26 protein-coding genes are annotated in these 25,955 nt (G+C 66.4%); 12 read left to right on the top strand and 14 right to left on the bottom strand.

Translation table 11 applies throughout. The features are described from left to right. Positions 1 to 15 precede the first annotated feature (15 nt). The 5 genes from D9V29_RS03225 (at position 16) to D9V29_RS03205 (ending at position 5,309) form a co-directional block, all read left to right on the top strand. Positions 16 to 1,296 carry an enolase C-terminal domain-like protein gene (locus D9V29_RS03225; RefSeq protein WP_121671887.1) on the top strand — a complete coding sequence of 427 codons (1,281 nt, stop codon included), beginning with the start codon at positions 16 to 18 and terminating at the stop codon, positions 1,294 to 1,296. Further along, positions 1,293 to 2,249 (top strand): aldo/keto reductase, encoded by a 957-nt coding sequence (locus D9V29_RS03220; RefSeq protein WP_121671886.1) that lies wholly within the window; start codon positions 1,293 to 1,295, stop codon positions 2,247 to 2,249. The genes D9V29_RS03225 and D9V29_RS03220 overlap by 4 nt, the downstream gene beginning before the upstream one ends. Continuing rightward, positions 2,246 to 3,088, top strand: a complete 843-nt coding sequence (locus D9V29_RS03215; RefSeq protein WP_121671885.1) for an amidohydrolase family protein — start codon at positions 2,246 to 2,248, stop codon at positions 3,086 to 3,088. Before D9V29_RS03220 ends, D9V29_RS03215 begins: the two co-directional genes overlap by 4 nt. A gap of 26 nt (positions 3,089 to 3,114) precedes the next feature. Further along, on the top strand, positions 3,115 to 3,534 hold the full coding sequence (locus D9V29_RS03210) for an RbsD/FucU family protein (RefSeq protein WP_121671884.1): 420 nt from the start codon (positions 3,115 to 3,117) through the stop codon (positions 3,532 to 3,534). A 116-nt stretch (positions 3,535 to 3,650) separates the two neighbouring features. After that, positions 3,651 to 5,309 carry a MinD/ParA family ATP-binding protein gene (locus tag D9V29_RS03205; RefSeq protein WP_121671883.1) on the top strand — a complete coding sequence of 553 codons (1,659 nt, stop codon included), beginning with the start codon at positions 3,651 to 3,653 and terminating at the stop codon, positions 5,307 to 5,309. 108 nt (positions 5,310 to 5,417) lie between these two features. On the opposite strand, the gene D9V29_RS03200 is transcribed toward D9V29_RS03205, so the two are convergent. Beyond that, entirely contained in the window at positions 5,418 to 6,287 is an 870-nt protein-coding gene (locus tag D9V29_RS03200; RefSeq protein WP_121671882.1) for a sugar phosphate isomerase/epimerase family protein, read from the bottom strand. Positions 6,288 to 6,498: 211 nt separating this feature from the next. Here D9V29_RS03200 and D9V29_RS03195 point away from each other — a divergent pair, with 211 nt between their 5' ends. The 4 genes from D9V29_RS03195 (at position 6,499) to D9V29_RS03180 (ending at position 11,330) form a co-directional block, all read left to right on the top strand. Then, positions 6,499 to 8,007 (top strand): sugar ABC transporter ATP-binding protein, encoded by a 1,509-nt coding sequence (locus tag D9V29_RS03195; RefSeq protein WP_121671881.1) that lies wholly within the window; start codon positions 6,499 to 6,501, stop codon positions 8,005 to 8,007. Between the two features lie 8 nt (positions 8,008 to 8,015). Next, on the top strand, positions 8,016 to 9,038 hold the full coding sequence (locus tag D9V29_RS03190; protein WP_121671880.1) for an ABC transporter permease: 1,023 nt from the start codon (positions 8,016 to 8,018) through the stop codon (positions 9,036 to 9,038). Between the two features lie 204 nt (positions 9,039 to 9,242). Then, on the top strand, positions 9,243 to 10,235 hold the full coding sequence (locus D9V29_RS03185; protein WP_121671879.1) for an ABC transporter substrate-binding protein: 993 nt from the start codon (positions 9,243 to 9,245) through the stop codon (positions 10,233 to 10,235). A gap of 75 nt (positions 10,236 to 10,310) precedes the next feature. Beyond that, on the top strand, positions 10,311 to 11,330 hold the full coding sequence (locus D9V29_RS03180) for an aldo/keto reductase (protein ID WP_121671878.1): 1,020 nt from the start codon (positions 10,311 to 10,313) through the stop codon (positions 11,328 to 11,330). Here D9V29_RS03180 and D9V29_RS03175 read toward each other — a convergent pair. From D9V29_RS03175 to D9V29_RS03135, 9 genes are all read right to left on the bottom strand, one after another. Then, positions 11,287 to 12,225 (bottom strand): phosphotriesterase family protein, encoded by a 939-nt coding sequence (locus D9V29_RS03175; protein WP_121671877.1) that lies wholly within the window; start codon positions 12,223 to 12,225, stop codon positions 11,287 to 11,289. The two genes, D9V29_RS03180 and D9V29_RS03175, sit on opposite strands and share 44 nt — an antisense overlap. After that, entirely contained in the window at positions 12,222 to 13,136 is a 915-nt protein-coding gene (locus D9V29_RS03170) for a shikimate dehydrogenase family protein (protein ID WP_121671876.1), read from the bottom strand. Before D9V29_RS03170 ends, D9V29_RS03175 begins: the two co-directional genes overlap by 4 nt. After that, a complete protein-coding gene (locus tag D9V29_RS03165) occupies positions 13,133 to 13,759 on the bottom strand; it encodes a bifunctional 4-hydroxy-2-oxoglutarate aldolase/2-dehydro-3-deoxy-phosphogluconate aldolase (RefSeq protein ID WP_229790434.1) in 627 nt (208 codons plus the stop codon). Before D9V29_RS03165 ends, D9V29_RS03170 begins: the two co-directional genes overlap by 4 nt. A 2-nt stretch (positions 13,760 to 13,761) precedes the next feature. After that, complete coding sequence (locus tag D9V29_RS03160) at positions 13,762 to 14,745, bottom strand: 2-hydroxyacid dehydrogenase (RefSeq protein ID WP_229790435.1); 984 nt, start codon at positions 14,743 to 14,745, stop codon at positions 13,762 to 13,764. After that, positions 14,718 to 16,217 carry a xylulokinase gene (gene xylB / locus D9V29_RS03155; RefSeq protein WP_121671874.1) on the bottom strand — a complete coding sequence of 500 codons (1,500 nt, stop codon included), beginning with the start codon at positions 16,215 to 16,217 and terminating at the stop codon, positions 14,718 to 14,720. Before xylB ends, D9V29_RS03160 begins: the two co-directional genes overlap by 28 nt. A gap of 5 nt (positions 16,218 to 16,222) precedes the next feature. Continuing rightward, positions 16,223 to 16,801 (bottom strand): glucose-6-phosphate isomerase family protein, encoded by a 579-nt coding sequence (locus D9V29_RS03150; RefSeq protein WP_121671873.1) that lies wholly within the window; start codon positions 16,799 to 16,801, stop codon positions 16,223 to 16,225. A gap of 90 nt (positions 16,802 to 16,891) precedes the next feature. Continuing rightward, the gene (locus D9V29_RS03145) at positions 16,892 to 17,707 is read right to left on the bottom strand and encodes a GntR family transcriptional regulator (protein ID WP_229790436.1); all 816 of its coding nucleotides are present in this window, start codon (positions 17,705 to 17,707) and stop codon (positions 16,892 to 16,894) included. A 19-nt stretch (positions 17,708 to 17,726) separates the two neighbouring features. Next, on the bottom strand, positions 17,727 to 18,131 hold the full coding sequence (rbsD, locus tag D9V29_RS03140) for a D-ribose pyranase (protein ID WP_121671872.1): 405 nt from the start codon (positions 18,129 to 18,131) through the stop codon (positions 17,727 to 17,729). Next, positions 18,128 to 19,090 (bottom strand): ribokinase, encoded by a 963-nt coding sequence (locus D9V29_RS03135; protein ID WP_121671871.1) that lies wholly within the window; start codon positions 19,088 to 19,090, stop codon positions 18,128 to 18,130. Before D9V29_RS03135 ends, rbsD begins: the two co-directional genes overlap by 4 nt. A 144-nt stretch (positions 19,091 to 19,234) precedes the next feature. Between D9V29_RS03135 and D9V29_RS03130 the strand changes: the two genes are divergently transcribed. After that, positions 19,235 to 19,900 (top strand): transaldolase family protein, encoded by a 666-nt coding sequence (locus D9V29_RS03130; protein ID WP_121671870.1) that lies wholly within the window; start codon positions 19,235 to 19,237, stop codon positions 19,898 to 19,900. Positions 19,901 to 19,945: 45 nt separating this feature from the next. On the opposite strand, the gene D9V29_RS03125 is transcribed toward D9V29_RS03130, so the two are convergent. Genes D9V29_RS03125 through D9V29_RS03110 form a run of 4 tightly spaced genes read right to left on the bottom strand, consistent with a single transcriptional unit; the run spans position 19,946 to position 23,921 of the window. Continuing rightward, positions 19,946 to 20,620: a FadR/GntR family transcriptional regulator gene (locus D9V29_RS03125; RefSeq protein WP_121671869.1), complete on the bottom strand. Its 675-nt coding sequence runs from the start codon at positions 20,618 to 20,620 to the stop codon at positions 19,946 to 19,948. Positions 20,621 to 20,655: 35 nt separating this feature from the next. Further along, entirely contained in the window at positions 20,656 to 21,993 is a 1,338-nt protein-coding gene (locus D9V29_RS03120; RefSeq protein ID WP_121671868.1) for an MFS transporter, read from the bottom strand. A gap of 55 nt (positions 21,994 to 22,048) precedes the next feature. After that, complete coding sequence (locus tag D9V29_RS03115; protein WP_121671867.1) at positions 22,049 to 22,717, bottom strand: LuxR C-terminal-related transcriptional regulator; 669 nt, start codon at positions 22,715 to 22,717, stop codon at positions 22,049 to 22,051. Beyond that, entirely contained in the window at positions 22,704 to 23,921 is a 1,218-nt protein-coding gene (locus D9V29_RS03110; protein ID WP_121671866.1) for an ATP-binding protein, read from the bottom strand. Before D9V29_RS03110 ends, D9V29_RS03115 begins: the two co-directional genes overlap by 14 nt. A 114-nt stretch (positions 23,922 to 24,035) precedes the next feature. Here D9V29_RS03110 and D9V29_RS03105 point away from each other — a divergent pair, with 114 nt between their 5' ends. Beyond that, on the top strand, positions 24,036 to 25,577 hold the full coding sequence (locus D9V29_RS03105) for a PspC domain-containing protein (protein WP_121671865.1): 1,542 nt from the start codon (positions 24,036 to 24,038) through the stop codon (positions 25,575 to 25,577). Further along, positions 25,574 to 25,888: a hypothetical protein gene (locus tag D9V29_RS03100; RefSeq protein WP_121671864.1), complete on the top strand. Its 315-nt coding sequence runs from the start codon at positions 25,574 to 25,576 to the stop codon at positions 25,886 to 25,888. Before D9V29_RS03105 ends, D9V29_RS03100 begins: the two co-directional genes overlap by 4 nt. Positions 25,889 to 25,955: the final 67 nt, after the last annotated feature.

The raw sequence follows: 25,955 nt of genomic DNA, 5'->3' as shown, positions 1-25,955 counted from the left end.
GAGGAGATTTACCCCGTGAGCATCATCCGCGCGCTCGAAACCAGCGACATCCGTTTTCCGACATCGACGTCGCTCGACGGCTCTGACGCGATGAACCTGGACCCCGACTATTCGGCTGCATACGTCCGTGTGCTGACCGATGCCGACGACGGCCTCGAAGGCCACGGCTTCGTCTTCACGATCGGTCGCGGCAACGACGTCCAGGTCGCAGCGATCGAAGCCCTCTGCTCTCACCTCGTCGGACGCAACGCCGAGGATCTGCTTGCGCACATGGGTGCCACGTGGCGGGAGCTCGTCTGGGACTCCCAATTGCGCTGGCTGGGCCCGGAGAAGGGCGTGATGCACATGGCCATCGGCGCCGTCGTGAACGCGCTCTGGGATCTCAAGGCCAAGCGCGCGGGTCTTCCGCTCTGGCAGTTGCTCGGCCGGATGAGTCCGGAGGAGATCGTCGAACTGGTCGACTTCCGCTACCTGACGGATGCCATCACTCCAGACGAGGCCCTCGACATCCTCCGCGCCGCTGTTCCCGGCCGCGCCGAACGCGAGGCAGAATTGCTCGCGACCGGTTACCCCGCGTACACGACAACGCCCGGCTGGCTCGGCTACAGCGACGAGAAACTGGTCAGACTCGCAAAGGAAGCGGTGGCCGACGGCTACGGCATGATCAAGCTCAAGGTCGGCGGGAGCGTCGATGACGACATCCGGCGGATGCGACTGGCTCGCGAAGCGGTCGGACCCGACATCCGGATCGGAACGGATGCGAACCAGCGCTGGGGTGTCGACGAGGCAATCGAATGGATGTCACGGCTCGCTGAATTCGACGTCGCCTGGATCGAGGAGCCAACGAGCCCGGACGATCTGCTCGCCCACGCCGCCATCGCCCGCGGTGTCGCCCCGATTCCCGTCGCCACGGGGGAGCACATGTCCAACCGGATCATGTTCAAGCAATTCCTCCAGGCTGACGCCCTCCAGGTGCTGCAGATCGACGCGTCGCGCGTCGCCGGCGTCAACGAGAACGTCGCCATCCTTCTGCTCGCCGCGAAGTTCGGAGTTCCGGTGTGCCCGCACGCCGGCGGCGTCGGGCTGTGTGAGGCGGTGCAGCACCTGTCGATGTTCGATTACGTCGCTGTCACAGCGACCCACGACGACCGGGTCATTGAGTTCGTCGACCACCTGCACGAGCACTTCGTCACACCCGTCGATATGCGGAACGGCTGCTACATCGCCCCGACCGCACCGGGAAACGGCATGGAGATGCACGCCGCCAGCCGGGCCGAGTACGCTTTCGGCACATGAGCGAACTGACCCTCCCGACCATCGGATACGGTGCCGCCAACGTTGGCAACCTGTTCCGCGCGCTCACCGATGACGAAGCGTGGGAAATTCTCCAGACCGCGTGGGATGTCGGGGTGCGTTACTTCGACACCGCGCCGCATTACGGGCTCGGTCTGTCCGAACGCCGGCTCGGCGCGTTCCTCGCGACCAAACCGCGCGACCAGTTCGTTGTGTCGACCAAGGTGGGACGCCTGCTCGAAGACAATCCAGAGGGTGCGGATCACCTCGACACCGAGAACGACTTCGCCGTTCCTGCGTCGCTCAAGCGGGTCTGGGATTTCTCCGCGGACGGCATCCGGGCGAGTGTCGAGGAGTCGCTCGAACGGACGGGTCTCGACCGGTTCGACGTTCTCTACCTGCACGACCCCGAACGCAACAACCTCCGCGAGGGGCTCGATGTCGCGATCCCCGCCCTCGCCTCGTTTCGAGACCAAGGGATGACCCGGGCGATCGGCGTCGGATCGATGGACACCGACGCGCTGCTCGCTTCAGCGAACACAGGAGCGCTCGACCTGCTCATGGTCGCCGGCCGGTACACGCTCGCGGAGCAGCCGGCGCTCGCCGGTGTCGTACCGGCCTGCCGGGAGCACGGTGTGGGAATCGTGAACGCCTCGGTGTTCAACTCCGGTCTGCTCGCGACGGACAGCCCCGGAGCGGATGCCAGGTACGAATACGGCGGAGTTCCCGCCGGGGTGCTCGAGAAGGTGCAGGCGATCGCGGCCGTCTGTCGTGAGTTCGGCGTCTCACTCCCCGCCGCGGCGCTTCAGTACACGCTCCGCGACGACACCGTGGCATCGATCGTGGTCGGAGGAAGCAAGCCCGACCAGCTCCGGCAGAACGCCGCCCGGATGGCCGAGTCCATTCCGGTCGAACTCTGGCGAACCCTCACCGAGAAGGGTCTGATCCCGGCATGACCGCCCCGCGGCGCATCGACGCGCACCTGCATCTCTGGGACCTCGACGTCTCCGAGTATGGCTGGCTCGGTCCGCAATTCGGCCCGCTCTACGCCAGTTGGTCGGCAGAGCAGGCCGAGCCCGAGCTCCGCAGGGCGGGAATGGACGGGGCGATCCTGGTCCAGGCCGAGGATTCAGCGGTCGACACCCGGTTCATGCTCGACAACGCCGATGCGCACGACTGGGTGCTCGGCGTCGTCGGCTGGGTGCCGCTCGATTCGACGGATGCCGCGAGGCGCGATCTCGAGGCGTGGTCGCGACATCCGAAATTCCGGGGCATCCGGCACCTGCTCAACGACGACCCGCGTGACGACTTCCTCGACCTGCCAGAGGTTCGCGCCTCACTCGCCGACGTGGCGCGGCGCGGACTGGCCTTCGATGTTCACGACGCGTGGCCTTGCCACCTCGACCGCGCCACGCGGGTCGCCCGAGACCTCCCCGAGCTCACCCTCGTGCTCGACCACCTCGCCAAGCCGCCGCGAGGCCGCGACGACTTCGGCGCGTGGCGCGAAAGCATGACAACGTTCGCGGCACAGCCGAATACCGTCGGCAAGCTCTCGTCGCTTCGACGGCCGGACGCTCCCTATACCGTCGACGCGGTGCGCGAGGTGTTCGACCTGGCCATCACGGCCTTCGGACCCGACCGGTTGATGTACGGCGGCGACTGGCCGATGTCCGTTCCCGACGGCGGCTATGCCCCGACCTGGCACGTGCTGTCCGAGCTCATCGGCGAGCTCAGCGAACCCGAACAGGATGCAATCCTCGGCGGCACGGCCGGCCGGGTCTACGGCATCCGCTGACAACCACCCAACGAGAGGAACCCGCAATGCTGCAGGGCATCAACCCACTACTCACCGGCGAACTGCTGATGCACCTTGACGAGATGGGGCATTCGGATGCCGTCATCATCGTCGACGCGCACTTCCCGGCATCCCGCCTCGCCGAGCGCCTCATCACCCTGCCGGGCACCACGTCGCCCGACGTCCTCGCGGCCGTGTGCAGCGTGCTGCCTCTCGATGACACTCCCGCCGTTGACCTGATGACGTCCGCCGACGGCGATGTGCTCGACGTGCAGAAGGAACTGATGTCAGCGGCCGGCGTGACGGAGGACGGCGTCCGATTCGTCGACCGGTTCGATTTCTACGACGACGCGGAGGACGCCTACGTGATCATCCGCACCGGCGAGACCCGCAAATACGGTTGTGTCATCGTCCGGAAGGGCCTGGTCGGGCACACGTCAGCCTGAGTTCTCGCGAAAATTGGGCCGCCGAAGGCCCGTCACGCAATACTGGTACTCGGAAACTGGTCGTTTCGGCGCCATGAAGGTGCTGGTCGGCCTTGGAAAAGAGACGGTGACCGGACATGTCAGACCCGACGAATGAGCCACAGATCACTGCCGTTGTTCGTGCCGACGGTACCGGTGAGGTCACCGTCGACGGAGAACGAACCGACGTGCACGCCGAGGACGTCGCCGGTGTGCGCGCGGCGGTCATCGCTCGCGTCGCCGAGGTGGCCGTCGCCCGTGACCGGCCGGTGCGAGTGACGATCACCGACCTCGACGGCCTCTATCCCCTTCTCGTCCACCCCGACGGCGCCGTGGATTCCGAAGGGCCTGTCCTCAACGGAACCCATGTGCGCGGAGCCCTCCGGGCAGAGGATGCCGAACCGGCTGCGGCCGCACCGGAAGCCGGAGTCATTCCCCCTCCGCCGCTGGGGATCGAGGACCTCATCAATTTCGACGACGATGAGGAGCCGGAGGCGGAGAGGTCTCCCGCCAAGCGCTTCGAGCCCGCTCCGACCCGGCGCTCCACCTTCCGCGCGTACGAGGATGACGACACAGCCGTCGACAGCGACATCCCGCGGGAAAGCGACGCCGGATCCGACAACGCGAGTGGGTTCGACATCTCCATGAGCGGAGCTCGCCGGGGGAGCGGGATCGCCGCCGCCGATGTTGTGGAAGCAGCCGACGTGACCGCTTCCTGGCCGGAACCGGCGGCATCCGGTGTACCCGCTGAAACCATGCTCGTGCCCAACCCGGCCATCGCGCCGAGCACGACGCCCACGTTCTCCCCGCCCGCCGATGAGGTCGCGCCCACCCTCGACGACTTTCTGCAGTCCAGGCCCGCCGCGCCCGAAGGTCCGGCGAAGCAGGGCTGGCAGGGGTTCCTGCGCAAGATCACCGGCGGCCTCATCTCGCCGCAGCCCGGCAAAGCCGAGCGCGCGCATCGCGACGCGATCCGGCGCGTCCAGCGCAGCCTCAAGGGCCCGCGCACGATCGTCGTACTGAACCCCAAGGGTGGCGCGCACAAGACAACGGCAACGCTGCTGCTCGCCGCCACCTTCGGCACCCACCGCGGCGGCTCGACCCTCGCGTGGGACAACAACGAAACCCGGGGCACCCTGGGCTGGCGAGCTCAGCCCAGCCGGCACTCCAACACGGCCGTCGACCTGCTTCGTGACCTCGGCCGGTTCTCCGACGTCGAGTCGGCGCGGGTCGGCTACCTCGACAACTACGTCCGCGCACAGGGAGACGCCCAGTTCGACGTGCTTGCTTCGGACGAGGATGCCGCCGCATCGTCGACCATCGACGCCGACGCATTCCACAGCCTTCACTCCACCCTCAGCCGGTTCTATCGCGTGCTCGTCATCGACACCGGGAACAACATGCGCGCATCGAACTGGGAGGCAGCCGTCGAGGCCGCTGACCAGCTCGTGGTGGTCACGACCGTGAATGAGGAGACCGCCGCGAGTGCGGCCTGGCTCATCGACGGCCTGCGACAGAAAGGCCACCAGGACAAGGTCAGCCAGGCGGTGACGATCCTGTCGTCTCCGGGGGATGCCGTTCAACCCGAGCTGTCCGAGCGACTCCACGCCCACTTCTCTGCGCTCACGCGGATCGTGCTCGAGGTTCCATACGACCCTGGCTTCCAGAGCGGTGGCCCGCTCAACGTCGACGTGCTCTCTCCGCAGACCCGCGAGGCCTGGTTGCAGGTGACGGCGGCGGTCGCCGACGGGCTGTAGTCCGGCGTCGCACGCAGAACAGGAGATCGCACGATCAGCAGGAAGCCAAGCCCACAAGCCTCCTGCTAACCGTACGATCTCCGGTACCGGTGTTGCGGCCGCCTCCCGTCAGTGCAGCGCGATGGTCTCCACGGCGCGCACCGAGTCGCGGATGAACCGATTGGCGTGCGCAGCGAGGTCGTCCGAGTCGTCCCAGAGGTTCCGCCAGATGCCGAGCATGCGGCTGAGGTCTTCGTTGACGACGGCCGACGAGAACGATTCGAACACGACGGGTCCGTCATAGCCGAGCCGCCCCAGGCCCCGGAAGAACGACCCGAAGTCGACGGTGCCTGAGCCGAGGTAGCCGCGGTGGCTCTCACCGATGTGCACGTATCCGAGCCGTTCTCCGACGTCGAGCACTGGGGTATAGAGATCCGACTCCTCGATGTTCATGTGGTACGTGTCGAGGTGTACTGAAACATTCGATGAGCCGATCTCGTCGAGGAAGTCGAGCGCCTGCCTGCCGGTGTTCATCACGTTCGTCTCGTAACGGTTCACCACCTCGAGCGACAGATGGATGCCGAGGCCCTCGGCCCGGGACGCGAGCCGGCCCAGGGCGGCCGCACTCGACGCGCGACCCGATGCCGTCGCCGGTGCCATGTATTTCTTCATCGCGCTGTAGATGACGCCGCAGAGATTCCGTCCGCCCATCGCGTGCACGATATCGAGGCATTCCTCGAGCATCCGCTCACCGGCGGCGACGACGTCCGGGTCGTCGCTCGTCAGGTCCGTGCTGTCGTTCAGCCCCAGTGACGCGCTCACCGCGAGCCCGTTGTCCTCGAGCAGGCGAGCCGCAAGCATCCGATCAAAGTTGTACGGGTCCATCAGGGGAATTTCGATGAGGTCGAAGCCGGCCTGCCTGGTCTTCTCGATGGCCCGAGTCAGTCCCTCGTGCTCAAATGAGCCGGAGAAGACGAGAGCGTGTGCGCCTATGAGCACGTTCGTGTCCTTTCACGTGATGCAGACCGCCGATCCGGATCCGCGTTCGGGTTCCACACTATTCGCGAGGTGCGAATTTAGATACATTAAGGTACAACTGATAGTCCGGCCGGTCCGATTTCTCGGATTGATCGGATCTTTGGCAATTCCGTGTCATTATTCTCTAGTGAACGGAGCCTCAGGTTCCACCCTCCGACGAAGTAGGTGAAGAGTGTCGACGCAACTGTTGAAGGTCAGCGGGATCAGCAAAAGCTTTCCCGGTGTCCAGGCGCTGCAGGACGTGCAGTTCGAGTTAAACCGCGGTGAGGTCCTCACGCTTGTCGGTGAGAACGGTGCAGGCAAGTCGAGCCTGATGAAAATCCTCTCGGGGATCTACGCGAAGGACGCCGGTTCGATCGTCTTCGAGGGCACCGAAGTCGACATCGACAGCCCGAAGACTGCGCAGGAGCTCGGCATCAGCATCATCCACCAGGAGATGAACCTGATGCCGCACCTTTCCGTCGCCCAGAACATCTACATCGGCCGCGAGCCGCGCACAGCAGGATTCGTCAATGAGCGCCGGCTGAACCGCCAGACCACTGAGCTTCTCAAACGGCTGGGCATCACCCTCAACCCGCGCCAGACCGTTGGCGAGCTGACCGTTGCGAAGCAGCAGATGGTCGAGATCGCCAAGGCGCTCTCGTTCGACGCCAAGGTTCTCATCATGGATGAGCCCACATCGGCGCTCACCGACTCCGAGACCGAGACGCTGTTCGCGCTCATCGCCGCACTCAAGCAAAACGGCACGGGGATCATTTACATCTCGCACCGGATGGAGGAGCTGCGCCGGATCGCCGACCGCGTCACCGTTCTCCGTGACGGGCGCTACATCGGAAGCCTCGACAAGGGTGAGATCGACATCCCGACCGTGATCGAGATGATGGTCGGCCGCCACATCGAAGAAGGTGCCCGGCCCGAAGCGCGGGAGCACGCTGACGACGACGTCGTCCTCAAGGTCGAGGGACTCGGCACGCGCTACCTGCTCCGCGACATCAACTTCGAACTTCGCCGCGGCGAAATCCTCGGCTTCGCCGGGCTCATGGGAGCCGGACGCACCGAGGTCGCGAGGGCGATCATCGGGGCGGATCCCTCCGAGGGCGGCACGATCCACGTGCAGGGCAAGAAGGTCCGGATCGGCCAGCCGGCGGATGCTGTCGCTCACGGAATCGGTTATCTCTCGGAAGACCGCAAGCAGTTGGGGCTGCTGCTCGAGCGCGATGTGAACACGAACATCCTCCTCGCCTCGCTCAAGGATTACACCGGACCCCTCGGCTTCATGCGCACGGGCAAAGGCAAGCAGAAGTCGAAGGGATACGTCGAATCCCTGCGGATCAAGACGCCGTCGATCAACTCCGTCACGAAAAACCTGTCGGGCGGAAACCAGCAGAAGGTCGTCATCGCCAAATGGCTGGCACGGGACTGCGACATCCTCATCTTCGATGAACCCACCCGGGGGATCGACGTGGGTGCCAAGGAGGAGATCTACCGGCTCCTCAACGAGCTCGTAGCGCAGGGCAAATCGATCATCATGATCTCGTCCGAGCTGCCGGAGGTCCTGCGGCTCTCGCACCGGATCGTCGTGATGGCGGGTGGCCGGATCACCGGCATCCTCGACAACGAGGACGCGAGTCAGGCAAAAATCATGGACTACGCAACCAACGTGGCCGACGAGAAAGAGTAAACACAGCAATGAATGCAACTCCTGTCACCGAACAGTCCACACGCCCGGGGGTGACCCCGCCCGAGAAGCAGGGAACGGCGCTGTCGTTCCTGCGGGCGAAGCTCCAGCAGTCGCTGGCATTCGGCACGCTCATCGTGCTCGTGATCTTCTTCTCGATCGCGAGCAACAACTTCTTCAGCTGGTCCAACATCTCGAGCATCCTGCTCGCGACAGCGGTCATCGGTATCCTCGCCCTCGGAACCACGTTCGTGATCATCACCGGTGGCATCGACCTGTCGATCGGAACGGGGATGACGCTCGCCGCGGTGATGACCGGTATCTTCCTCGTCAACATGGAGCTTCCGCTCATCGTTGGGGTTCTCGGTGGTCTCGCGACCGGGGCCCTGATGGGCCTCATCAACGGCCTCAACATCGCCGTCCTGAAACTTCCGCCGTTCATTGCCACCCTCGCGATGATGATGATCGCCCAGGGTCTCGCGCTCGTCATCTCCGGTGTGCGCCCGATCTACTTCTCGGGTGTCGAGGGATTCAAGACCATCGCACTCGGAACGCTCATTCCTGGCCTTCCGAACGCGGTTCTCATCCTGTTCCTGCTCGCGATCGTCGCGTACCTCCTGCTGAGCAAAACGATCTTCGGCCGGTACACCTTCGCGATCGGCAGCAACGAAGAGGCGACCCGCCTCTCCGGCGTCAACACGCGTAAGTGGCTCATCACCGTCTACACCGTTGCCGGCCTGTTCACCGGTTTCGCCGGTGTCGTGATCGCGGCGCGACTCGATTCGGCCCAGCCTCAGATCGGTGTCGGCTACGAGCTCCAGGCGATTGCGGCTGTCATCATCGGCGGCACGTCGCTGCTCGGTGGCCGTGGGTCGATCATGGGCACCGTCATCGGTGCGCTCATCATGAGCGTTCTCATCAACGGTCTCCGGATCATGTCGATCCAGACCGAATGGCAGAACGTGGTCGTCGGAGTCGTCATCCTGATCGCCGTCTTCACCGACACCCTCCGCCAGCGGAGATCGATCACCTAAGCCCCCGAACCCGGGAAGGGCTGGCAGCACCCGAGAGGCCGGGCTGCTCTTCCCCAGCGAATCGCGAAATCGATTGCATCGGCGGAAAGACGCGGGATATAACGATCTTGTATCCACATGTACTTTCGCCACCTCCGGTCACTCAAACGAAATAGCATGGCCGAACCACCCCCGGTTGGTCCGAACAAACAATGGAGTTAATCGATGAAAACAGGAAAAAAAGTCGCAGTCCTCGCGGCCGCGGCCGCTGTGGCCCTGAGCCTCGCCGGCTGTTCGAACGGTGGCGGCGGAGGAGCGGCTGAAGAGTCCGGCTCCGGCGACGGCGACATCACGATTGCGCTCGTGTCGAAGGGCTTCCAGCACCAGTTCTGGCAGGCCGTCAAGCAGGGTGCAGAGCAGCGCGCTGAAGAGCTGGGTGTCACAGTGACCTTCGACGGCCCGGCAGCCGAGACCGAGATCGACGGCCAGCTGCAGATGCTGCAGGCGGCCATCGACAAGAAGCCGGATGCCATCGGTTTCGCCGCCCTCGACCCCGAGGCCTGCATCCCGCTCTATGAGTCGGCAGAATCAGCCGGCATCCCCATCGTCGAATTCGACGCCGGCTGCTCCAGCGAATACGGCCAGAGCATCGCCAAGACCGACAGCATGGGCGCTGGCGCCCTCGCCGCCGACCACATGGCAGAACTGATCGGTGGCAAGGGTGAGGTCGCGATCGTCGGTCACAGCCAGATCAACTCCACCGGTGTCGAGCGTCGCGACGGTTTCATCGAGCAGATGGAAGCCGAATACCCCGACATCGAGATCGTCGACACCCAGTACGGTGACGGTGACCACCTCAAGTCGGCAGACATTGCCAAGACGATGATCCAGGCCCACCCGGACCTCAAGGGCATCTACGGCACCAACGAGGGATCCGCGATCGGCGTTGTGAACGCTGTCGGCGAGCTGGGCCTCGAGCCCGGTGAACTGACCGTTGTCGGCTTCGACTCCGGCAAGGCACAGATCGACGCCATCACCAACGGCATCATGGCCGGTGCCATCACGCAGAACCCGATCGGTATCGGTGAAGAGGTCGTTCAGGCTGCCTACGACATCATCAACGGCGAGACCCCTGAAGAGGTCATCGACACCGGCTACTACTGGTTCGATAAGGACAACATGGACGACGAAGAGATCGCCGCCGTCCTGTACGAGTAGTACCGAATCATCCGCAGTGCCCGACCCCTTCCCCGGTACCCGGGGGAGGGGTCGTCCTGCATCCGGGAGGAACACATGACCGCCACAGCTTCGCGTCGGACCGACCCCATCGAATTCGGCCCGCTCTCGTTCGGCGGCGCGGAACTCGGGAATCTGTTCACCGCCGTTGATGACGCGCAATCGACCGCCGCGCTCGAGACCACGTGGGATCTCGGCATCCGTTACTTCGACACCTCCCCGCACTATGGTCTCGGGCTCTCCGAACGCAGGATCGGTGAGTTCCTCGCCGACAAGAACCGGGACGACTATCTCGTCAGCACCAAGGTCGGCCGGCTGCTCGAGCCGACACCGGAGAACGCGCACAAGCCGGACGACACCTGGTTCCTTGTGCCACAGGCGGCCAGGAGGGTGTGGGACTATTCGGCAGACGGGATCCGCCGTAGCCTCGACGATTCACTTCAGCGCATGGGGCTCGACCGCGTCGACATCCTCTACCTGCACGACCCGGAACAATACGGAGTGACCGGCGACATCCCCGGGGCCCTGGCGACCCTTGCGTCGATGCGTGACGAAGGGCTCGTCCGAGCAGTCGGAGTCGGCACGAGCGACGTCGCGATCCTGCGTGACGCGGTCGCCGACAGCGACATTGATCTCGTGATGGTGTCTAACCGCTACACCCTGCTCGACCAGTCCGCACCGCTCGCGATTTCGGACCTGTGCCGTGAGCGCGGCGTGGGCATCGTGAACGTCGGCGTTTTCAACTCGGGCATCCTCGCCACAGCCGAGCCACGCGAGGACGCTCACTTCGAGTACGGCCCCGTCCCCGCCGACCGTCTCGAGACCGTCCGTCGGATTGTGGCCGTCTGCCGCAACCATGGCGTCGAGTTGCCGGCTGCAGCGCTGGCGTACAGCCTCCGCGACGACGCCGTGCGCACGGTCGCGGTCGGGTCGGCGAAGCCGGAGGAAATGCGGGAGAACGCCGAACGCATGTCTGTCCGGATCCCCGACGAGCTCTGGAGAGAACTGGCGACGACGGGGCTGGTACCCGAGGTCAGCCGACGGTCCACCCCAGCCAGCGATGCGCGTTCGTCGTGAGGATGCCGTCGAGCGCGTCGCGTCCGATCCGATCGAGCAGCCGAGGAAGGTATCTGCGGCCCAGGTAGGCGAGACCGGGCATCCCGCCGTACGACTCGTAACGGCTGCGCCGCGCGACATCGCCGCCGAGCACGACCGTGGCTCCGGATGAGACGACCTCAGCCGTGAGATCGAGAAGCTCAGCGTCCGTCCGCACGCGGGAGCGGGCCATGCCGTCGTATCCGAGCACGGCGCCACGGGCGGCGAGCTCCAGATGCAAGCCAGTGTCCGGGTTGCGGTCGGCGTGGGCGAGGACGACGCGCGACGGGTTCACCCCGCCCGCCTCGAGAACGTCCAGCACCTCGTGGGCGGCGGTGCCGAATTCCAGGTGCACCATGACGGGGGCCCCGGTCTGTTCGTGGGCGGCGGAGACGGCAGCCAGCACTCGCCGTTCGAACGCGGAGATCCGCCAGTAGTCGACGCCCGCCTTGAGTACCCCGGCACGCACCGCGCTTCGGCGGCCCGGGTCGGTGTCGTCGACCGGCATGCCGTTGGTGAGATCGGACAGGAACAGGTTGGCGAGCGGGGATTCAGCCAACTCGAGTAGCGGGTGGCCGTTCCCGTAGTGTGCCTCGCGGTGCGCCCCGGTCGTCGCCACGACGTGGAGTCCGGTCCCTGTGCTGATTCTGGCGACCGCTTCGGGGTCGCGGCCGAGCCCGATCGGTGTGGCGTCGACCATGGAGTCGAAACCGCTCGCGTGAAGGAGCCCGGCTTCGGCGAGCGACGCCGGTTCATTCTCCAGTTCGTCACCGGGGAGCAACGGCGACACCTGGAACAGGTGCTCGTGATAATTCACCCGACCGAGATCGGCCGCGGCGACATCGCCGAGGACGGTGCGGGCGAGCGGCGGAGTCATCGCATGTCTTCGGCGGCGTCGGCGAGGCGTTCGACGAGCTCGTCGGTGAGGTCGATGGCAAACACCTCGGCGATCACTTGCGTCCAGCCGTGGATGAAGTACCGCCAGCCATCGACGACGACGAGGTCGGATGCCGCCTCCTGTTCGCGAGCCTGCGCGAGGAACTCGAGGGTTCCCCGATAGTTGAACTCCCACACGTAGGCGGCATGCGGGAACACGGCGCCGTCGGGAAGGGGCGACCCAGGCCGGTCTTTGCCCAGGCCTGACGCGTTGACGACGAGACTGGCCGCCGGAAGTTCCGCGAGGAGCCCGCGCGTGACGTCCGGGCCGGATGCCAGAACGTACCGCACGAGGCCGGTGGGTGTTCCCCGGCGCACGTGGACGTCACGGAGATGGTCGAGCCGTTCGGCGCTCGTATCGGTGACGATGATCGACCGGGGCCGGTCGCTCCGCTCGCTGAGGTACCAGCTCAACGCTGTCCCCGCCCCGCCGGCGCCAAGGATGAGAGCGTCAGCGCCGGTCGAGCCGAAGTGGTCGTCGGGGAGGAACTCGGCTACCGCGAGTCCCGCGGTGATCGGGTCCTTGGCGTGACCGAGCAGCTTGCCGTCGCTCTTCGAGATGCTCGAGACCTCACCGCACAGCGTGCTGAAGGCGTCGAGTTCGTCGAAAAGGTCTGACGCAGCTTCGAACAGGGCCATCTTGTGTGTGGTGACGAGGGCTCCCAGGTGGTCAGGGTCATCCCGGATCTGCTCGACGAGGCCCCGGTAATCCGCCGCTGCGGCATCCAGCGGAAGATCATGTCCGACAAGGGTGCGCGTTGGCAGGTCGAGGATCTCGGCCCATCGGGGAAAGATCCGCATGATCGATGACCCACCTGTGGTGACCCCGACAAATCCCATGTGGCCGGTCATGCGCCGACCCCGGATGCAGCGTACGCCTCAGCGCGGCGAGTGATCGCGGCCCAGTCCCCGGCGGTGAGCGCTGCGGAGGAGACCAGGTCGCTGCCAGCACCGACCGCGATCGCACCTGCCGCAAACCACTCACCGATGTTCTCCGGGCTGACGCCACCTGTCGGCATGAGCGGAACGGTCGGGAACGGTCCGCGCAGTGCCGTGAGAAAGGCAGGACCGCCGAGCGATGCGGGGAAGATTTTCACGACGTCGGTTCCGTACTCGACGGCTGCCATCACTTCTGAGGGGCTCAGGGCTCCGGTCATCACGATCAGCCCGGTGTCCTTCATCGCCCGGGTGAGGTTCTCACGGGTGCCGGGGCTCACGAGGAATTTCGCCCCGGCCTCCGCTGCCCGTGTCGCCTGCTCCTGCGTCGTCACCGTGCCTGCACCGACGTAAATGCGGTCGCCGTACTTCTCGTCGAGGGCGCGGATCACGGCGGGCGCGTCAGGAGTCGAGAAGGTGATCTCGAGTCCGGTGACTCCGCCGTCAACGAGCGCGTCCGCTGCCCGAAGAGCGCTGTCGGGAGACGGAGCGCGCAGGACGGCGAGCACCCGGGTGGATTTCAATCGGTCGAGCGACACGGTCAGCCTTTCAACGGGACGGGGTTGGGGGGAGTGTCACCGGCGAGCACGGCGAGCACGTTGTCGACGGCGATCGAGCCCATGGCGTCGACCGCTTCTACGGTTTGCGCGCCGAAGTGCGGCGTCACCACGACTGTGGTGGAGAGGTCCTCGGCGAGCAGCGGCGACGGCAACCCGCTCACGTCACCGGCGAGCGTGTCCGCGGCGAACCCGGCGATGCGTCCATCGCGGAGCGCGCGGGCGAGAGCGGCTTCATCGATCAGTTCGGGTCGTGCCGTGTTGACGAGCACGAGCCCTTCCCGAGCGGATGCCAGCCAGCCGGCATCCACGATCGTCGCGCCTCCCGGCGCGTGGAGCGTCACAAGATCACATGCCGCGGCCATCTCAAAGAGATCGAGCGGTTCGGCCCCTGCGGCACGCATCGCGTCGTCGCCGAGCCAGGGATCGTGGGCGACGACCAGGGAGCCGAATCCGGAGAGCCGACGGGCGACACCCTGGCCGATCCGCCCGAACCCGACGATGCCCACGGTGAGAGAACCCAGTTCCCGGCCGCGGTGCACCGACCAGTCCCCGGCACGCACGCGACGGTCACCGAGGGTCGTTCCCCGCAGCACGGCGAGCATAAGCCCGACGGTGTGGTCCGCGACGGCGCCGCTGTTCGCCCCCGGGGTGTTGGTCACGAGGATCCCACGTTCGGCGGCGGCAGCGAGATCCACCGCCTCGAATCCCACCCCGTACCTGGCGACGACGCGAAGGTTCGGCGCAGCGTCGAGGTGTGCCGCTGTGACCGGGCCAGTGCCTGCGATCCAGGCGACGGCATCCGACAGGAGGGGGCGAAGTTCGTCCAGGTCATGAGTGGGTGTCGCGAGGACAACGTCGTGGCCCGCCGCCGCGAGTTCGCCGATCAGGTCGCGGGAGCCCGACGAGAAGGAGCGACTCGAGGCAAGGATCTGTGCCATCAGCGCGCGAACCTTCCGGAGTTCCACGACTCGAGGCTCGAATATCCGCCGAGGAACACGCGGTGCCTGCCGAGGTAGTCACTGTGCCGAGACCCGTCGGGGGTGAATTCGGCGGTCACCTCCGAGAGCCCGCGTGCGGCCCCGAAGTCGTCGACGAGCCCGAGCCCGACGGCGGCCGTGACGGCGGCACCCAGGCTGTTCGCCTCCTCGACGATACTGCGGCGGCGGACAGGCACGCCCCAGACGTCGGCGAGGATCTGCAGCCAGACATCACTCGCGGCACCTCCACCGATCGCATCGATGCGGTCGACGACGGCGCCGGATTCGCGGAAGGCCTGGATGCACGTGAAGAGGTTGAACGCGACCCCCTCGAGCACGGCGCGAGTCATCGCTGCTCGCCCGTGATGCCGGCCGATCCCGAGAAACGCGCCGGAGGCATCCGGATTCCAGTGCGGGGAACGCTCGCCGAGCAGATACGGCAGGAAGTAGAGCCCGCTCGACGCGGCCCCGGCGGTGTCGGCATCGGCGACGAGGGCGGAGAGTTCGGAGCTCGACGGGTGGGGAGAAAGGAGTTCGGAGACCCAGGCGAGGGCAGCCCCTCCAGCCTGCATCGTCGCTGTCGGGACGTAGCTGCCCTGGACGACGTTGTCGAAGGTCATCGTGCGCATGAGCGGGTCGTACACGGGCACGTCACTCGCGAACGAGATCCACGACGAGGTACCGAGGGAGACGTACGCGCCGTCTGACGGTGAGACGATTCCCGCGCCCACCGCTGCGATGGGCCCATCTCCTCCACCCATGACGACGCGCGTGCCCCGGCGAAGTCCCGTGGCGCTCGCCGCATCCGCCGTGAGCTCACCGACGACATCCGTCGACGCGAGAATCTCCGGGAACAGCGATACATCGAGGCCGGCTGCCGCGAGCATGTCGGGTGACCACGCGCCGAGCGCCTGGTCGTATGCGTTCGTGGCCGAGGCATCCGAGCGGTCCGTGGCGAGCCGCCCGGTGAGCCGGTGGATGACGAAGTCCTTGGCGACGCAGAAGTGCCGGACGCGGGCGAAGACGTCAGGTTCGTTGTCGCGGACCCACATGATCTTCTCGAGCGAGTACGTCGGGTTGAGCCTGTGGCCGAGAAGAGAATAGGCACGGCCCTGTCCGATGATGGATTCGAGCGCCGTCGTTTGAGCGCTCGATCTGGTGTCCGCCCAGATGATGGCCGGGCGTACAGGGCGGTACTCGGCGTCGAGCAGTACCGCACCCATCATCTGGCCGCTGATCGTCAGCCCGGTGATCGCGGCGGGATCGGCGTTCGCCCGCGCGAGGAGGTCGCGTGTGGCCTGGACGACCGCATTCCACCAGTCTTCGGGGTCCTGCTCGGCGAGGCCGCCGTCGGCGAAGCGTGCCGGATAGCCGACGGTCACGGCGCTGAGCAGGCGGCCATCGTCGGTGTGCAGGGAGGCCTTGTTGCCGGTCGTCCCGAGGTCGTGGGCGATGATCATGGAAATCAGTCCGCGGAGTAGTCGACGAACTCGACACCGGTCTCGCCGGCAAGAACGCGTCGGCCCATTCCGTGCTCGAGGACCCAGCCGTAGTCGTGTCCGGCTCCGCCGGGGTAGACGGCGAGGAAGGAGTACGGCTCGTCGCCGACGTTGATGCTGCGGTGTGCCCAGCCGGGAGGCATGTACCCGATGGTGCCCGGTGTCATGTCTACCCACTCGGTTTCGGTGCCGTTGAACATGAGAAGCCCGCCGTGGCCGGAGATTCCGAGATAGATCTCACCCTGGTGGTTCGGGTGCTGATGCCCCTTGGTCATCCACAGTTCCCCTGCCGTCGAGCCGGGCTGAATGGTAGTGATCGACTGCGGCAACTCCCGCTCCACCTCGGGCACCCGTGAGGAGACGACGGAGTAGACAACCGGGTCACCATCGGCGACGGCCTGCTCCCAGGCGGCGTGGTCGCGGAACAGGCCCTCGAGGTCCGACATGCGGCGGGTCAACGTCGGCCCCTCGGGCTGGAGGGTCCCTCCGGCGGGGTCGAATCGGATGCTCATCGGCGGCACGGGAAGGCTTGAGTACGTCGTCACGGAAATCTCCTCGGTCGGGCAGCGTCGATGCTGCGCTTCCACAGTACCTGTAATGACAGGTGACATGTAATTACATGTGAGCGTGGATTCTCAGTTCGCTCCCGTGTGCCGCAAAGCGGCGGTGCTCGAATCGCCGGGCGTCGCGTTGAGCTGGAACTCGAACCGGCTGCGGTCGCCCCGGTGATACGCGACGAAGAACTCCATCGGGCGCTCGTTCTCGTCGAAGCCCACACTGCGGAGCACGAGGAGAGCCTGGCCGGCTGGCACGCCGAGAAGCGCGCCCTGTTCCGCTGTCGCCGACGCGGCTTCGGCCGAACGCACACCACGAACGGCGCGGATGCCATGGGTCGCGAGGATCGCGTAGAGCGACTGGTCCCGCAGGTCCTCGTCGAGCACGACGTGCCCGATGTCGTGGGGGAGGTAGGTCGTGGTCCACGACCACGGTTCGTCGTCGACGTGGCGCAGCCGCTCGAGCACGACGACGGCGGTACCGGGAGCGATGCCGAGGGCATCCGCTACCTCGTCGTCGGCCGGGGCGACCTCGAGCCGTCTCACGTCACTGTGCACGTGGCCTCCACGTGCGGCGACCTCCTGGAAGAGACCGGTCAGCGTGTGGACAAGGCTCTCGGGAGTTTTCTGGTGCGCCACGAACGTGCCCTTGCCCTTGACTCTCTCGATCACCCCCTGATGTTCGAGCTGGGACAGTGCCTGCCGCACGACGGTGCGGGAGACACCGAACTGCTCGCACAGGCGGTGTTCACCGGGCAGGAGGTCACCGGGGCGCAGGCCGAGACGGGCGATGTCCTCGATGATCCGGCGCTTCAGCTGGTGGTACATCGGCGTCGGGGCCTGCCGGTCGATGTCGGTGGACTCGATTGCAGGTGCGGGGTCGGTGGCCAGGGTCACGATGTTCGATCCTCGAGCGTTAGTACGCGACGCCGGCCTGGAGGATGACGTTCGCGTATGGCGTGAACTCCCCTGACCGGACGAACGCACGTGCGTCATGGGTGCGCAGTTTGAAGTCGGCGTGGGGGACGAGGGTGATGGGAACTCCGAGCGGATCGAGCCGCTCACGCAGCGCCGCGAGGACCTCGGGGCTGTGGTCCTCGATCTCGGCCGAGACGACCGCTCCTTCGACGACGAGCTCGGCGAGCACGGTGTCGAGAACGTCGAAGAACGCGGGGGCGCCCGGGCGATAGGCCAGGTCGACGCGGTCGGAGCCGGGTGGGATCGGCAGGCCGGCATCGGTGACGACGATGAGGTCGGTGTGCCCGGTCTCCGAGATGATGCGGGAGAGCTGCGGGTTGATGGTGGTGTTCGTGCTTCTCATCGGACGGCTCCCGCGTGGCCGGCGGCGAGGGCGTCGACCTCGGTGCGGTGAGGCAGGCTGGGTGACGCACCACGGCGGGTGACGGTGAGCGCGCCCGCCGCGATGGCGCGACGGATGGCATCCGTCACGTCGTACCCGTCGGCGAGCGATGCGCCGAGGTAACCGGCGAACGCGTCACCGGCGGCCGTCGTGTCGACGGCGTCGACCTGGATCGAGTCGAAGTGCTCCACGGCATCGGCGGTCACGAGAACGGCCCCGGCTGCGGCCATGGTGATGAGAGCGCTCGTGGCGCCGCGTGCGGTGAACCAGCGGCCCGCCTCGATCGCTGACGCTTCGTCGACGACCGCGATTCCGGTGAGGATCGACGCCTCGGTCTCGTTCGGTGTGACGATGTCGACGAGCGGCCAGATTGCTTCATCGAGGGTGGCGGCGGGTGCAGGATCGAGAACCACGGTGAGTCCGGCGGCGTTGGCCTTGCGGATCGCATACTGCGTGAGGGCCCAGGGGATCTCGAGCTGGGTGAGGAGCACGCGGCAGGTGGCGCCGAGTTCGTCGAAGGCGGTGTCGATCTGTTCTTCGCTCAGCGACGAGTTGGCGAGCGGCACCATGACGATGTCGTTCTCGCCGGAGTCGTCCACGCGAATGTGGGCGATGCCGGTCGGGCCGGGCACGGTGCGCACGTGGTCGATGTGCACGCCGGCATCGCGCAGGCCACCGGTGACGAGTTCGGAGAACAGGTCGGTCCCGACGCAGCCGACCATGTGCGCGTTGCCCCCGGCGAGTCCGGCAGCGACGGCCTGATTGGCCCCCTTGCCGCCGAGGACGAGTGTGAAGTCGTCGCCGAGGATCGTTTCACCGCGGGCGGGCAAACGGGAGGAGAAGGTGGTGAGGTCGGCGGTGATGCTTCCGACGATCAGCACGCCGCCTGGAGCGGGTGCAGACGACTGTGTCTGGCTCATAGGTGCCTTTCGGAGGGCGGGTGTGGCGGGAGCCGGAGGGAGTCCGGCTCTGCCTGTCATTACATTAGCGGACAGGTGGGCCAGCTCAAGGGTTGGGCTTGGTACGCTTCCCGGACGGATTCGTTCACGACAGGAAAGTACGCCATGACGACCACGCCCCGTTTCTACGCTGACAGTGCCGACGTGGATGCTGTCTCAGACCTTCTCGTCTCCGGACTGGTTCACGGTGTGACGACGAACCCGACGATTCTGGAGCGCGCGGGACGATCTGTTTCTGACCTGGCCGAACTCTATGGCCGGTGGGAGTCCGAGGGCGCGCGGGAGATCTTCTTCCAGTCCTGGGGCGCAACCGAACAGGAGCTGGTGACGCACGCACACGAGATCCTCGATCTGGGTTCCCTCGCTGTCGTGAAGGTGCCGGCAACGCGCGAGGGCTTCGGGGCAGCATCCGTTCTGGTCAGGCGCGGAGCACGCGTTCTGCTCACCGCCGTGTACTCGGACGCCCAGGCGCTCGCTGCCGCGACGATCGGAGTGCGGTACATCGCTCCCTACCTCGGGCGGCTGGGCGACGCCGGCCGAGACGGTTTCGCTGAGATCGGCCGGATGCAGTCGCTCGTCGACGGCAGCGGAACGGACGTTCTCGCCGCGAGCCTGCGGTCGCCGTCGGACCTGGTCGACCTCGCCCTGCTCGGCGTCCCGTACTTCACGGCGGCGCCGTCGGTGTTGCTCGCCGCGTTCCAGAACGATGTGAGCGACAGCTCAGCGGCGGAGTTCGAGGCGGCGGTTGGTCGGGGCCTGGCGGGTTCCTGACCCGCCCCACTCAGGGATTGAGGCACTCAGCCCCTGGCTCTGACGTCAGCTGACGGCGTCGCGGAGCCACTGCTCCACACCGGAGATATGCACGATCGTGAGCGCCTGGGCAAGGTCGGCGTCGCCGCGCTCGAGGGCGTCGACGATGCCGCGGTGCTCGGCGAGAGTGCGATCGACGGAGTTCTCCTGGGTCAGGCCGCGCCAGATCCGCGCCCGCACGGTGTGACTCGAGAGCGATTCGATGAGGCTCGCGAGGTACCCGTTGCCCGCGGTGTCCACGATCGCCTTGTGGAACTCGAGGTCGTGGGCAACGAGTCCCTCGACGTCGGTGCTGTGGTCGACAGACGCGATCTGTGCGCGCAGGCCGCTCACCGTGGCATCCGTCATGTGCTGTGTTGCGAGGGCGACGGCAGCGGGTTCGAGGATGCGACGGACGGCGAACAGTTCGAGGATCGACGAATCGTCGTGCAGGTCGACGACGAACGACATCGCCTCGAGCAGCAGCCGAGGCTCAAGGCTCGTGACGTAGGTGCCGTCGCCCCTGCGGACGTCGAGCACACGGATGACCTCGAGGGCCTTCACCGCCTCGCGCATCGAACTGCGTGACAGGCCGAGGCGTTCGGAAAGTTCCTTCTCCGGGGGAAGCCGGTCACCGGGCCCGAGTTCGCCCGTGAGAATCATCTCTTTGATCTTGAGGATTGCCTCGTCAGTGACCGCCATGCAGAGATCCTATCTTTCGGGGATGCTGCGGCGGGCTACCTCAGACGTTCCTGCTTCGCCTGCACAGGAAGAAGCAACAGAAGTCCGATGAAAATCACGAGAATGATGCCGAGGATTCCCCAGTATTGTTCGCCACCGATGGTGATGAACAGCGCGAACGCGGTCGGAGCGAGGAACGACACGGCGCGACCCGTCGTGGCGTAGAGACCGAAGACCTCTCCCTCGCGTCCGGCCGGGATCAGCCGCGCCAGGAATGACCGCGAGGCGGACTGGGCGGGGCCGACGAAAAGGCACAGGGCGAGACCGAAGATCCAGAACATGATGGCGCCGCCGTCGTGCAGGAAGAACACGGCGAGCCCGGCGACGACGAGGCCGATCAAAGAACCCACGATCACCGGTTTCGCCCCGAGCTTGTCGTCGAGCAGACCGACGGTGATGGTCGAGATGCCCGCAACGACGTTCGCGCCGATCGCGAAGATGATCACCTCACCGGGGGAGAAACCGAACCAGCCGGCCGCCAGGACGCCGCCGAAGGTGAACACCCCGGCGAGTCCGTCACGGAAGACGGCACTTGCCAGGAGGAAGTACACGGTCTGGCGGCTTTCGTTCCAGAGCTTCCTGATGTCGCTGAAGAGCCGCGGGTACGAGGCGATGAAGCCGACCTTCGCGCGGCGCGCACCGACACCCTCGTACTCTGGGACGCTGAGCAGGACGGGGAGCGCAAACAGGCCGAACCAGATCGCCGAAACGAGCACCGTGACGCGCACATCCATTGCACCTTCGCCGGTGATTCCGAAGATGCCGACGTCGGGCTGGATCAGTCCGAAGTACACGATGAGCAACAGCACGATGCCACCGAGATAGCCGAGGCCCCACCCGACTCCGGAAACCCGCCCGATCGTTTTCGGGGTGGAAACCTGCGCGAGCATGGCGTTGTAGTTCACACCGGCGAACTCGAAGAACACGTTGCCCGCGGCGACGAGCAGAAGTCCGAGCCAGAGGAAGCTCGGATCGGGTTGCACGAAGAACATGCCAGCGGTGATCGCAACGACGATGTAGGTGTTGATCGCGAGCCAGAACTTGCGGCGCCCGGCGCTGTCCGAGCGCTGGCCGGTCACCGGGGCGAGCAGGGCGATGAGCAGTCCCGCCCCTGCGAGGGCCCAGCCCAGCTGTGCGGAGACGGCGGCTTCCTGGCCGAACGCCTCCGAGGTGAGATAGACGGTGAAGACGAACGTCGTGACGACGGCATTGAACGCGGCTGAGCCCCAGTCCCACAGGCCCCAGGCGAGGACCTGCTTCGAATCGATCGTGGCTGGCGCCTCGGAGAGAGCGGGGGCGACAGTGGCGTTGCCGTCGTTGGCGTTGGTCGTCATGAGGTCAGGCTAGTGGTTCCCGGTTTCGCAGCGGCGAACATTCGCCGCGCCGCACTCAGAGCAGTTTGCGCTCAAGAGCCCACGCCGTGAGTTCGTGCCTCGACGACAGCTGCAGCTTGCGGAGCACGCTCGACACGTGCGTCTCGACCGTCTTCACCGAGATGAACAGCGACGTTGCGACCTCCTTGTAGGCATAGCCACGGGCGATCAAACGCATGACCTCCTGCTCTCGGGCGGAAAGTCGATCCAATTCGTCGGATGCCTCGGCCGTCTCGCCCGAGACCGCCCCGAACGCATCGAGGACGAAGCCGGCGAGCCGGGGCGAGAACACGGCGTCTCCCTCGGCGACGCGCCGTGCGGCATCCGACACATCCGCACCGGACGCACTCTTGGTGATGTACCCGCGGGCGCCGCTCCTGATGACGGTCACGACATCGTCGGCCGCGTCGGACACACTCAATGCCAGGAACCGTGTGTTCGGTGCCTGCTGCGCCGCCCGGCGAATGACCTCGGCACCGCCGCCGCCCGCCCCACCGGGAAGGTGCACGTCGAGAAGGACCACGCGCGGCCCCGTCGCGACGACGAGGTCGACGGCTTCGTCGACGGTTGCCGCTTCGCCGAGAACACGGATGTCGTCGGCCAGGTCGGCGCGAAGCCCCGACCGGAAGATGGAATGGTCGTCGACGATCACGACGGTGAGTTCACGGTTCTCAGGACTCGACATGGTGTACTCCAGCGTTCAGGGGGAGGGAAAGGCGGACTTCGGTGCCTGTCCCGCCCGGCCCGGGGACGAGCTCGGCGGTTCCGCCGATCCGGTGCATGCGACCGAGTATCGACTCGCGAACGCCCATCCGGTCTGCGGGGATGTCGTCGAGCACGAGGCCTGGACCCCGGTCGGTGACGGTGAGATCGACGGCGGTGGGCGAGGACTCGAGGAACACCGACACCATTCCTCCCGCGTGCCGTGCCGCATTGAGCATCGCCTCCCTGGCCGCGCCGAGCAGGGCGTCCGGAACCGAGGGAGGACTCTGCCCGGCGGACACGACGTCGATCTGGGCGGCGTACTCCTGCTCGATCACCGCGGCAATCCGGCGCAACTCCGCGGCGAGATCCACGCTCGACGCCGGTGAGCCGGCGAACAGCCAGTCCCGCAGCTCCCGTTCCTGCGCGCGGGCGAGCCGTGACGCTTCGCTCGAAGGATCGGCCTTCTGCTGGATCAGCGCCAGCGTCTGCAGCACCGAGTCGTGAAGGTGCGCCGCGATCTCGGCCCGGTCGGCCTCACGCACGCGCGCCGCTCGTTCGTCCGCGAGGTCGCGGGTCAGTCGCACGAGCCACGGCGCGACGACGATGGCCACCCCGAACAGCACGGCGATCGCGGCGGTGAACACCGTCCAGACGTTCGGTTCCTCACCGGTGACGAAGAACAGCAGGATGCCGAGGGCCACGAGCACGAGCGCGCCAAGCGCCCGAACCAGCAGAGCCGATGACGATGAGGAGCGTTGCTGTCGCAGATCATCGAACTGCCGCCATGCGAGCCCCGCTCCGGAGAGAACCACGATCGCAGGGATGACGAACGCAAGCGGAACATCCACTCCGAGCCTCGATGCGACGAGGGCCGCCGCTGCTGCGAGAAGCGCGACCCCGAGAAGGATCTCGGTCACGGGAGCGGACCGGACCCGGCCGGAATCCGCCGAGGCGGCATCCGTCGGACGGGTGAGAACGTTCTTGAGGGGATCGGCCGAGTTCTCAGCGACGGGGGTCGTCGCCCACAACCACGCATACAGAAGGGCGCCGGCGCCGCCGCAGACCGTCAACAGCACGGTCACCGTGCGCACCACAGGCAACGGCAGCCCGGTGTGCTCGGCGAACCCGGCACACACGCCGCCGACGAGCCGCACGCGCGGCCGGATCAAGCGAGGGGTGTCCATGCTGCAATCCAAGCACTCCGGCGGCCCGGTCAGGGACCCTCGTCGCGGATCTCAGGGTCAGGTCAGGGGGATACCCCATGGTTCGGGTGTCGGGTGGAGGCCAGACTCGAGACCATGAACGACGCACCTTTCCCCTCTGGCGCACCGGCTTCGGCCGGTCCGGCCGCGCCGCCGCCTCCCGCGAATTTCTTCGACTGGATCCGCAGCATCGGCATCACCCGTTCGGACGACCGCTGGCTCGCCGGTGTCGCCGGCGGCATCGCAGCGCACACGCGCCTCGACCCACTCATCATCCGCGGCATCATCCTGGTCATCGCCCTGCTCGGCGGTCCTATCCTCTTCTTCTATGCGGTCGCCTGGGCTCTGCTTCCCGACAGCTCAGGACGCATCCACACCGAGCGGGCGCTCAAGGGCATCTTCGATCCGGCGGCGGTGGCCATCATCGTGCTCATCGGCCTCACCTTCCTGCCGTTCATGCGTGGGTTGTGGTGGCAGGGCACGCCGGACTTCTGGAACATGCCGGAGTGGCTCGAGTCCACCTTCCGCACCGGCTGGATCCTCGCTCTTCTCGCCGGCCTGGTCTGGCTCACCGTGGTCATCGCCAAGCGTGTGACCGAGGGTGCTCCCGCCGCGCCCGCTCAGACACCCCGCTCGCACGAGGACTTCTGGATGAACGCAGCAGCACCAACTGTCCCTCCCACTGCGGATGCCACGGGTGCGGCAAGCGACGCGACGTCTGGCGCAGGCTCCACCGACGCTCCGCCGAGCGCGGACCCGGGCACCGGCACCGGTGACGCCTTCGCGGCGACCAGCGGAAGCGCCACACCGTCCGGCGTCTGGTACGAAAGCCCCGAAGCGGCACACGGCGCAGCGGGTGCATCCCCGACCGTGATCGGTGCGGTCTGGGATCCGTCGCGGAACGCGGCGGAAAAAGAAGCACAGCGCCGGATTCGTGACGCCGAGCGTGCCCGTCTCCGTCGTGAGCACGAGGAACGATACCGCCGGCGTCAGCCAGGAGCTGCCTTCGTCTCGATCTCGCTGGGCTTGTCGCTCCTTGCAGGAGTGTTCCTCACAATCGGGCTCGGCTACACCGAGTTCTCGGACACGGCTCTCCTCATCGGCGTCGGCGGAGCGCTCGCGGTGATCGCCCTCGCGACGATCCTTTCCGGCATCCTCGGAAAGGAGAGCGGCGCGCTCGGGTTCTTCGCCATCGTCGCGATCCTCGTGCTGCTCTTCGTCGGAGTCTTCCCCCGTGGCACCTCCATCGCAGCCGTTGGGGACAGGGTCTGGGAGGTGACAGACGCGGCTCCAGGCACCTCGACCGGATTCACGATGGGGGCGGGGTCGCCGACGCTCGACCTGACCGGGCTCGACGACCGCGGCGCGGAAACCGGCGGGCTCGTGGAGCTCTGGCTCGGCGCGGGAACCGTCGACCTCGAACTCCCGGACGACGTGCCCGTGATCCTCGAAGTCTCCGGAGGTGTCGCCGGGGTCAGCTACACCGATGACGGCGGCGACCTGCGGGAGCGCGGCGCTCCGCTCTACCGCGAGGTCGTCCGGTTCGGCAATACGTCCGACAGCGACACAACAACCGTCCGAATCTGGCTCGGCGCCGGAAGCGTCGACATCAGCGACACCCGAAGGAGTTCCCGATGACCGACAACCAGGACACCCGACCGTTCCCGCCGACGACCGGCGACGCGGATGCCACGGAGATCCTGTTCGGCACAAAGCCGACAGGCTCCGACACCCCGTTCCCGTCGAACGAACACAGTGAGCGGCTCCGGCCCCGCTTCGGCACCATCTTCTGGGGTGTGATCCTCCTGGTGTTCGCCGCCTTCATGGTGACCAATGCGATCGTCCCATTCGTTCTCGACCCGACGACGTGGGTGATCGCCGCTCTCGTCGCGGGAGGCGTCGTGCTCGTGGTGGCGGGAGTCGCGGCGGCCGTCCGCCGAGCCGACTGACGGCATCCGCTCGAAATGACGGGCGAGTGGGCGAAAGCCTGCTCGCCCTCTTTCTCGTTGAGAACGG

The sequence above is a fragment of the Mycetocola manganoxydans genome, assembly GCF_003667545.1.
In the GTDB taxonomy this organism is placed as follows: domain Bacteria; phylum Actinomycetota; class Actinomycetes; order Actinomycetales; family Microbacteriaceae; genus Mycetocola_A; species Mycetocola_A manganoxydans.
This window is presented reverse-complemented; position numbering and strand designations above follow the sequence as displayed.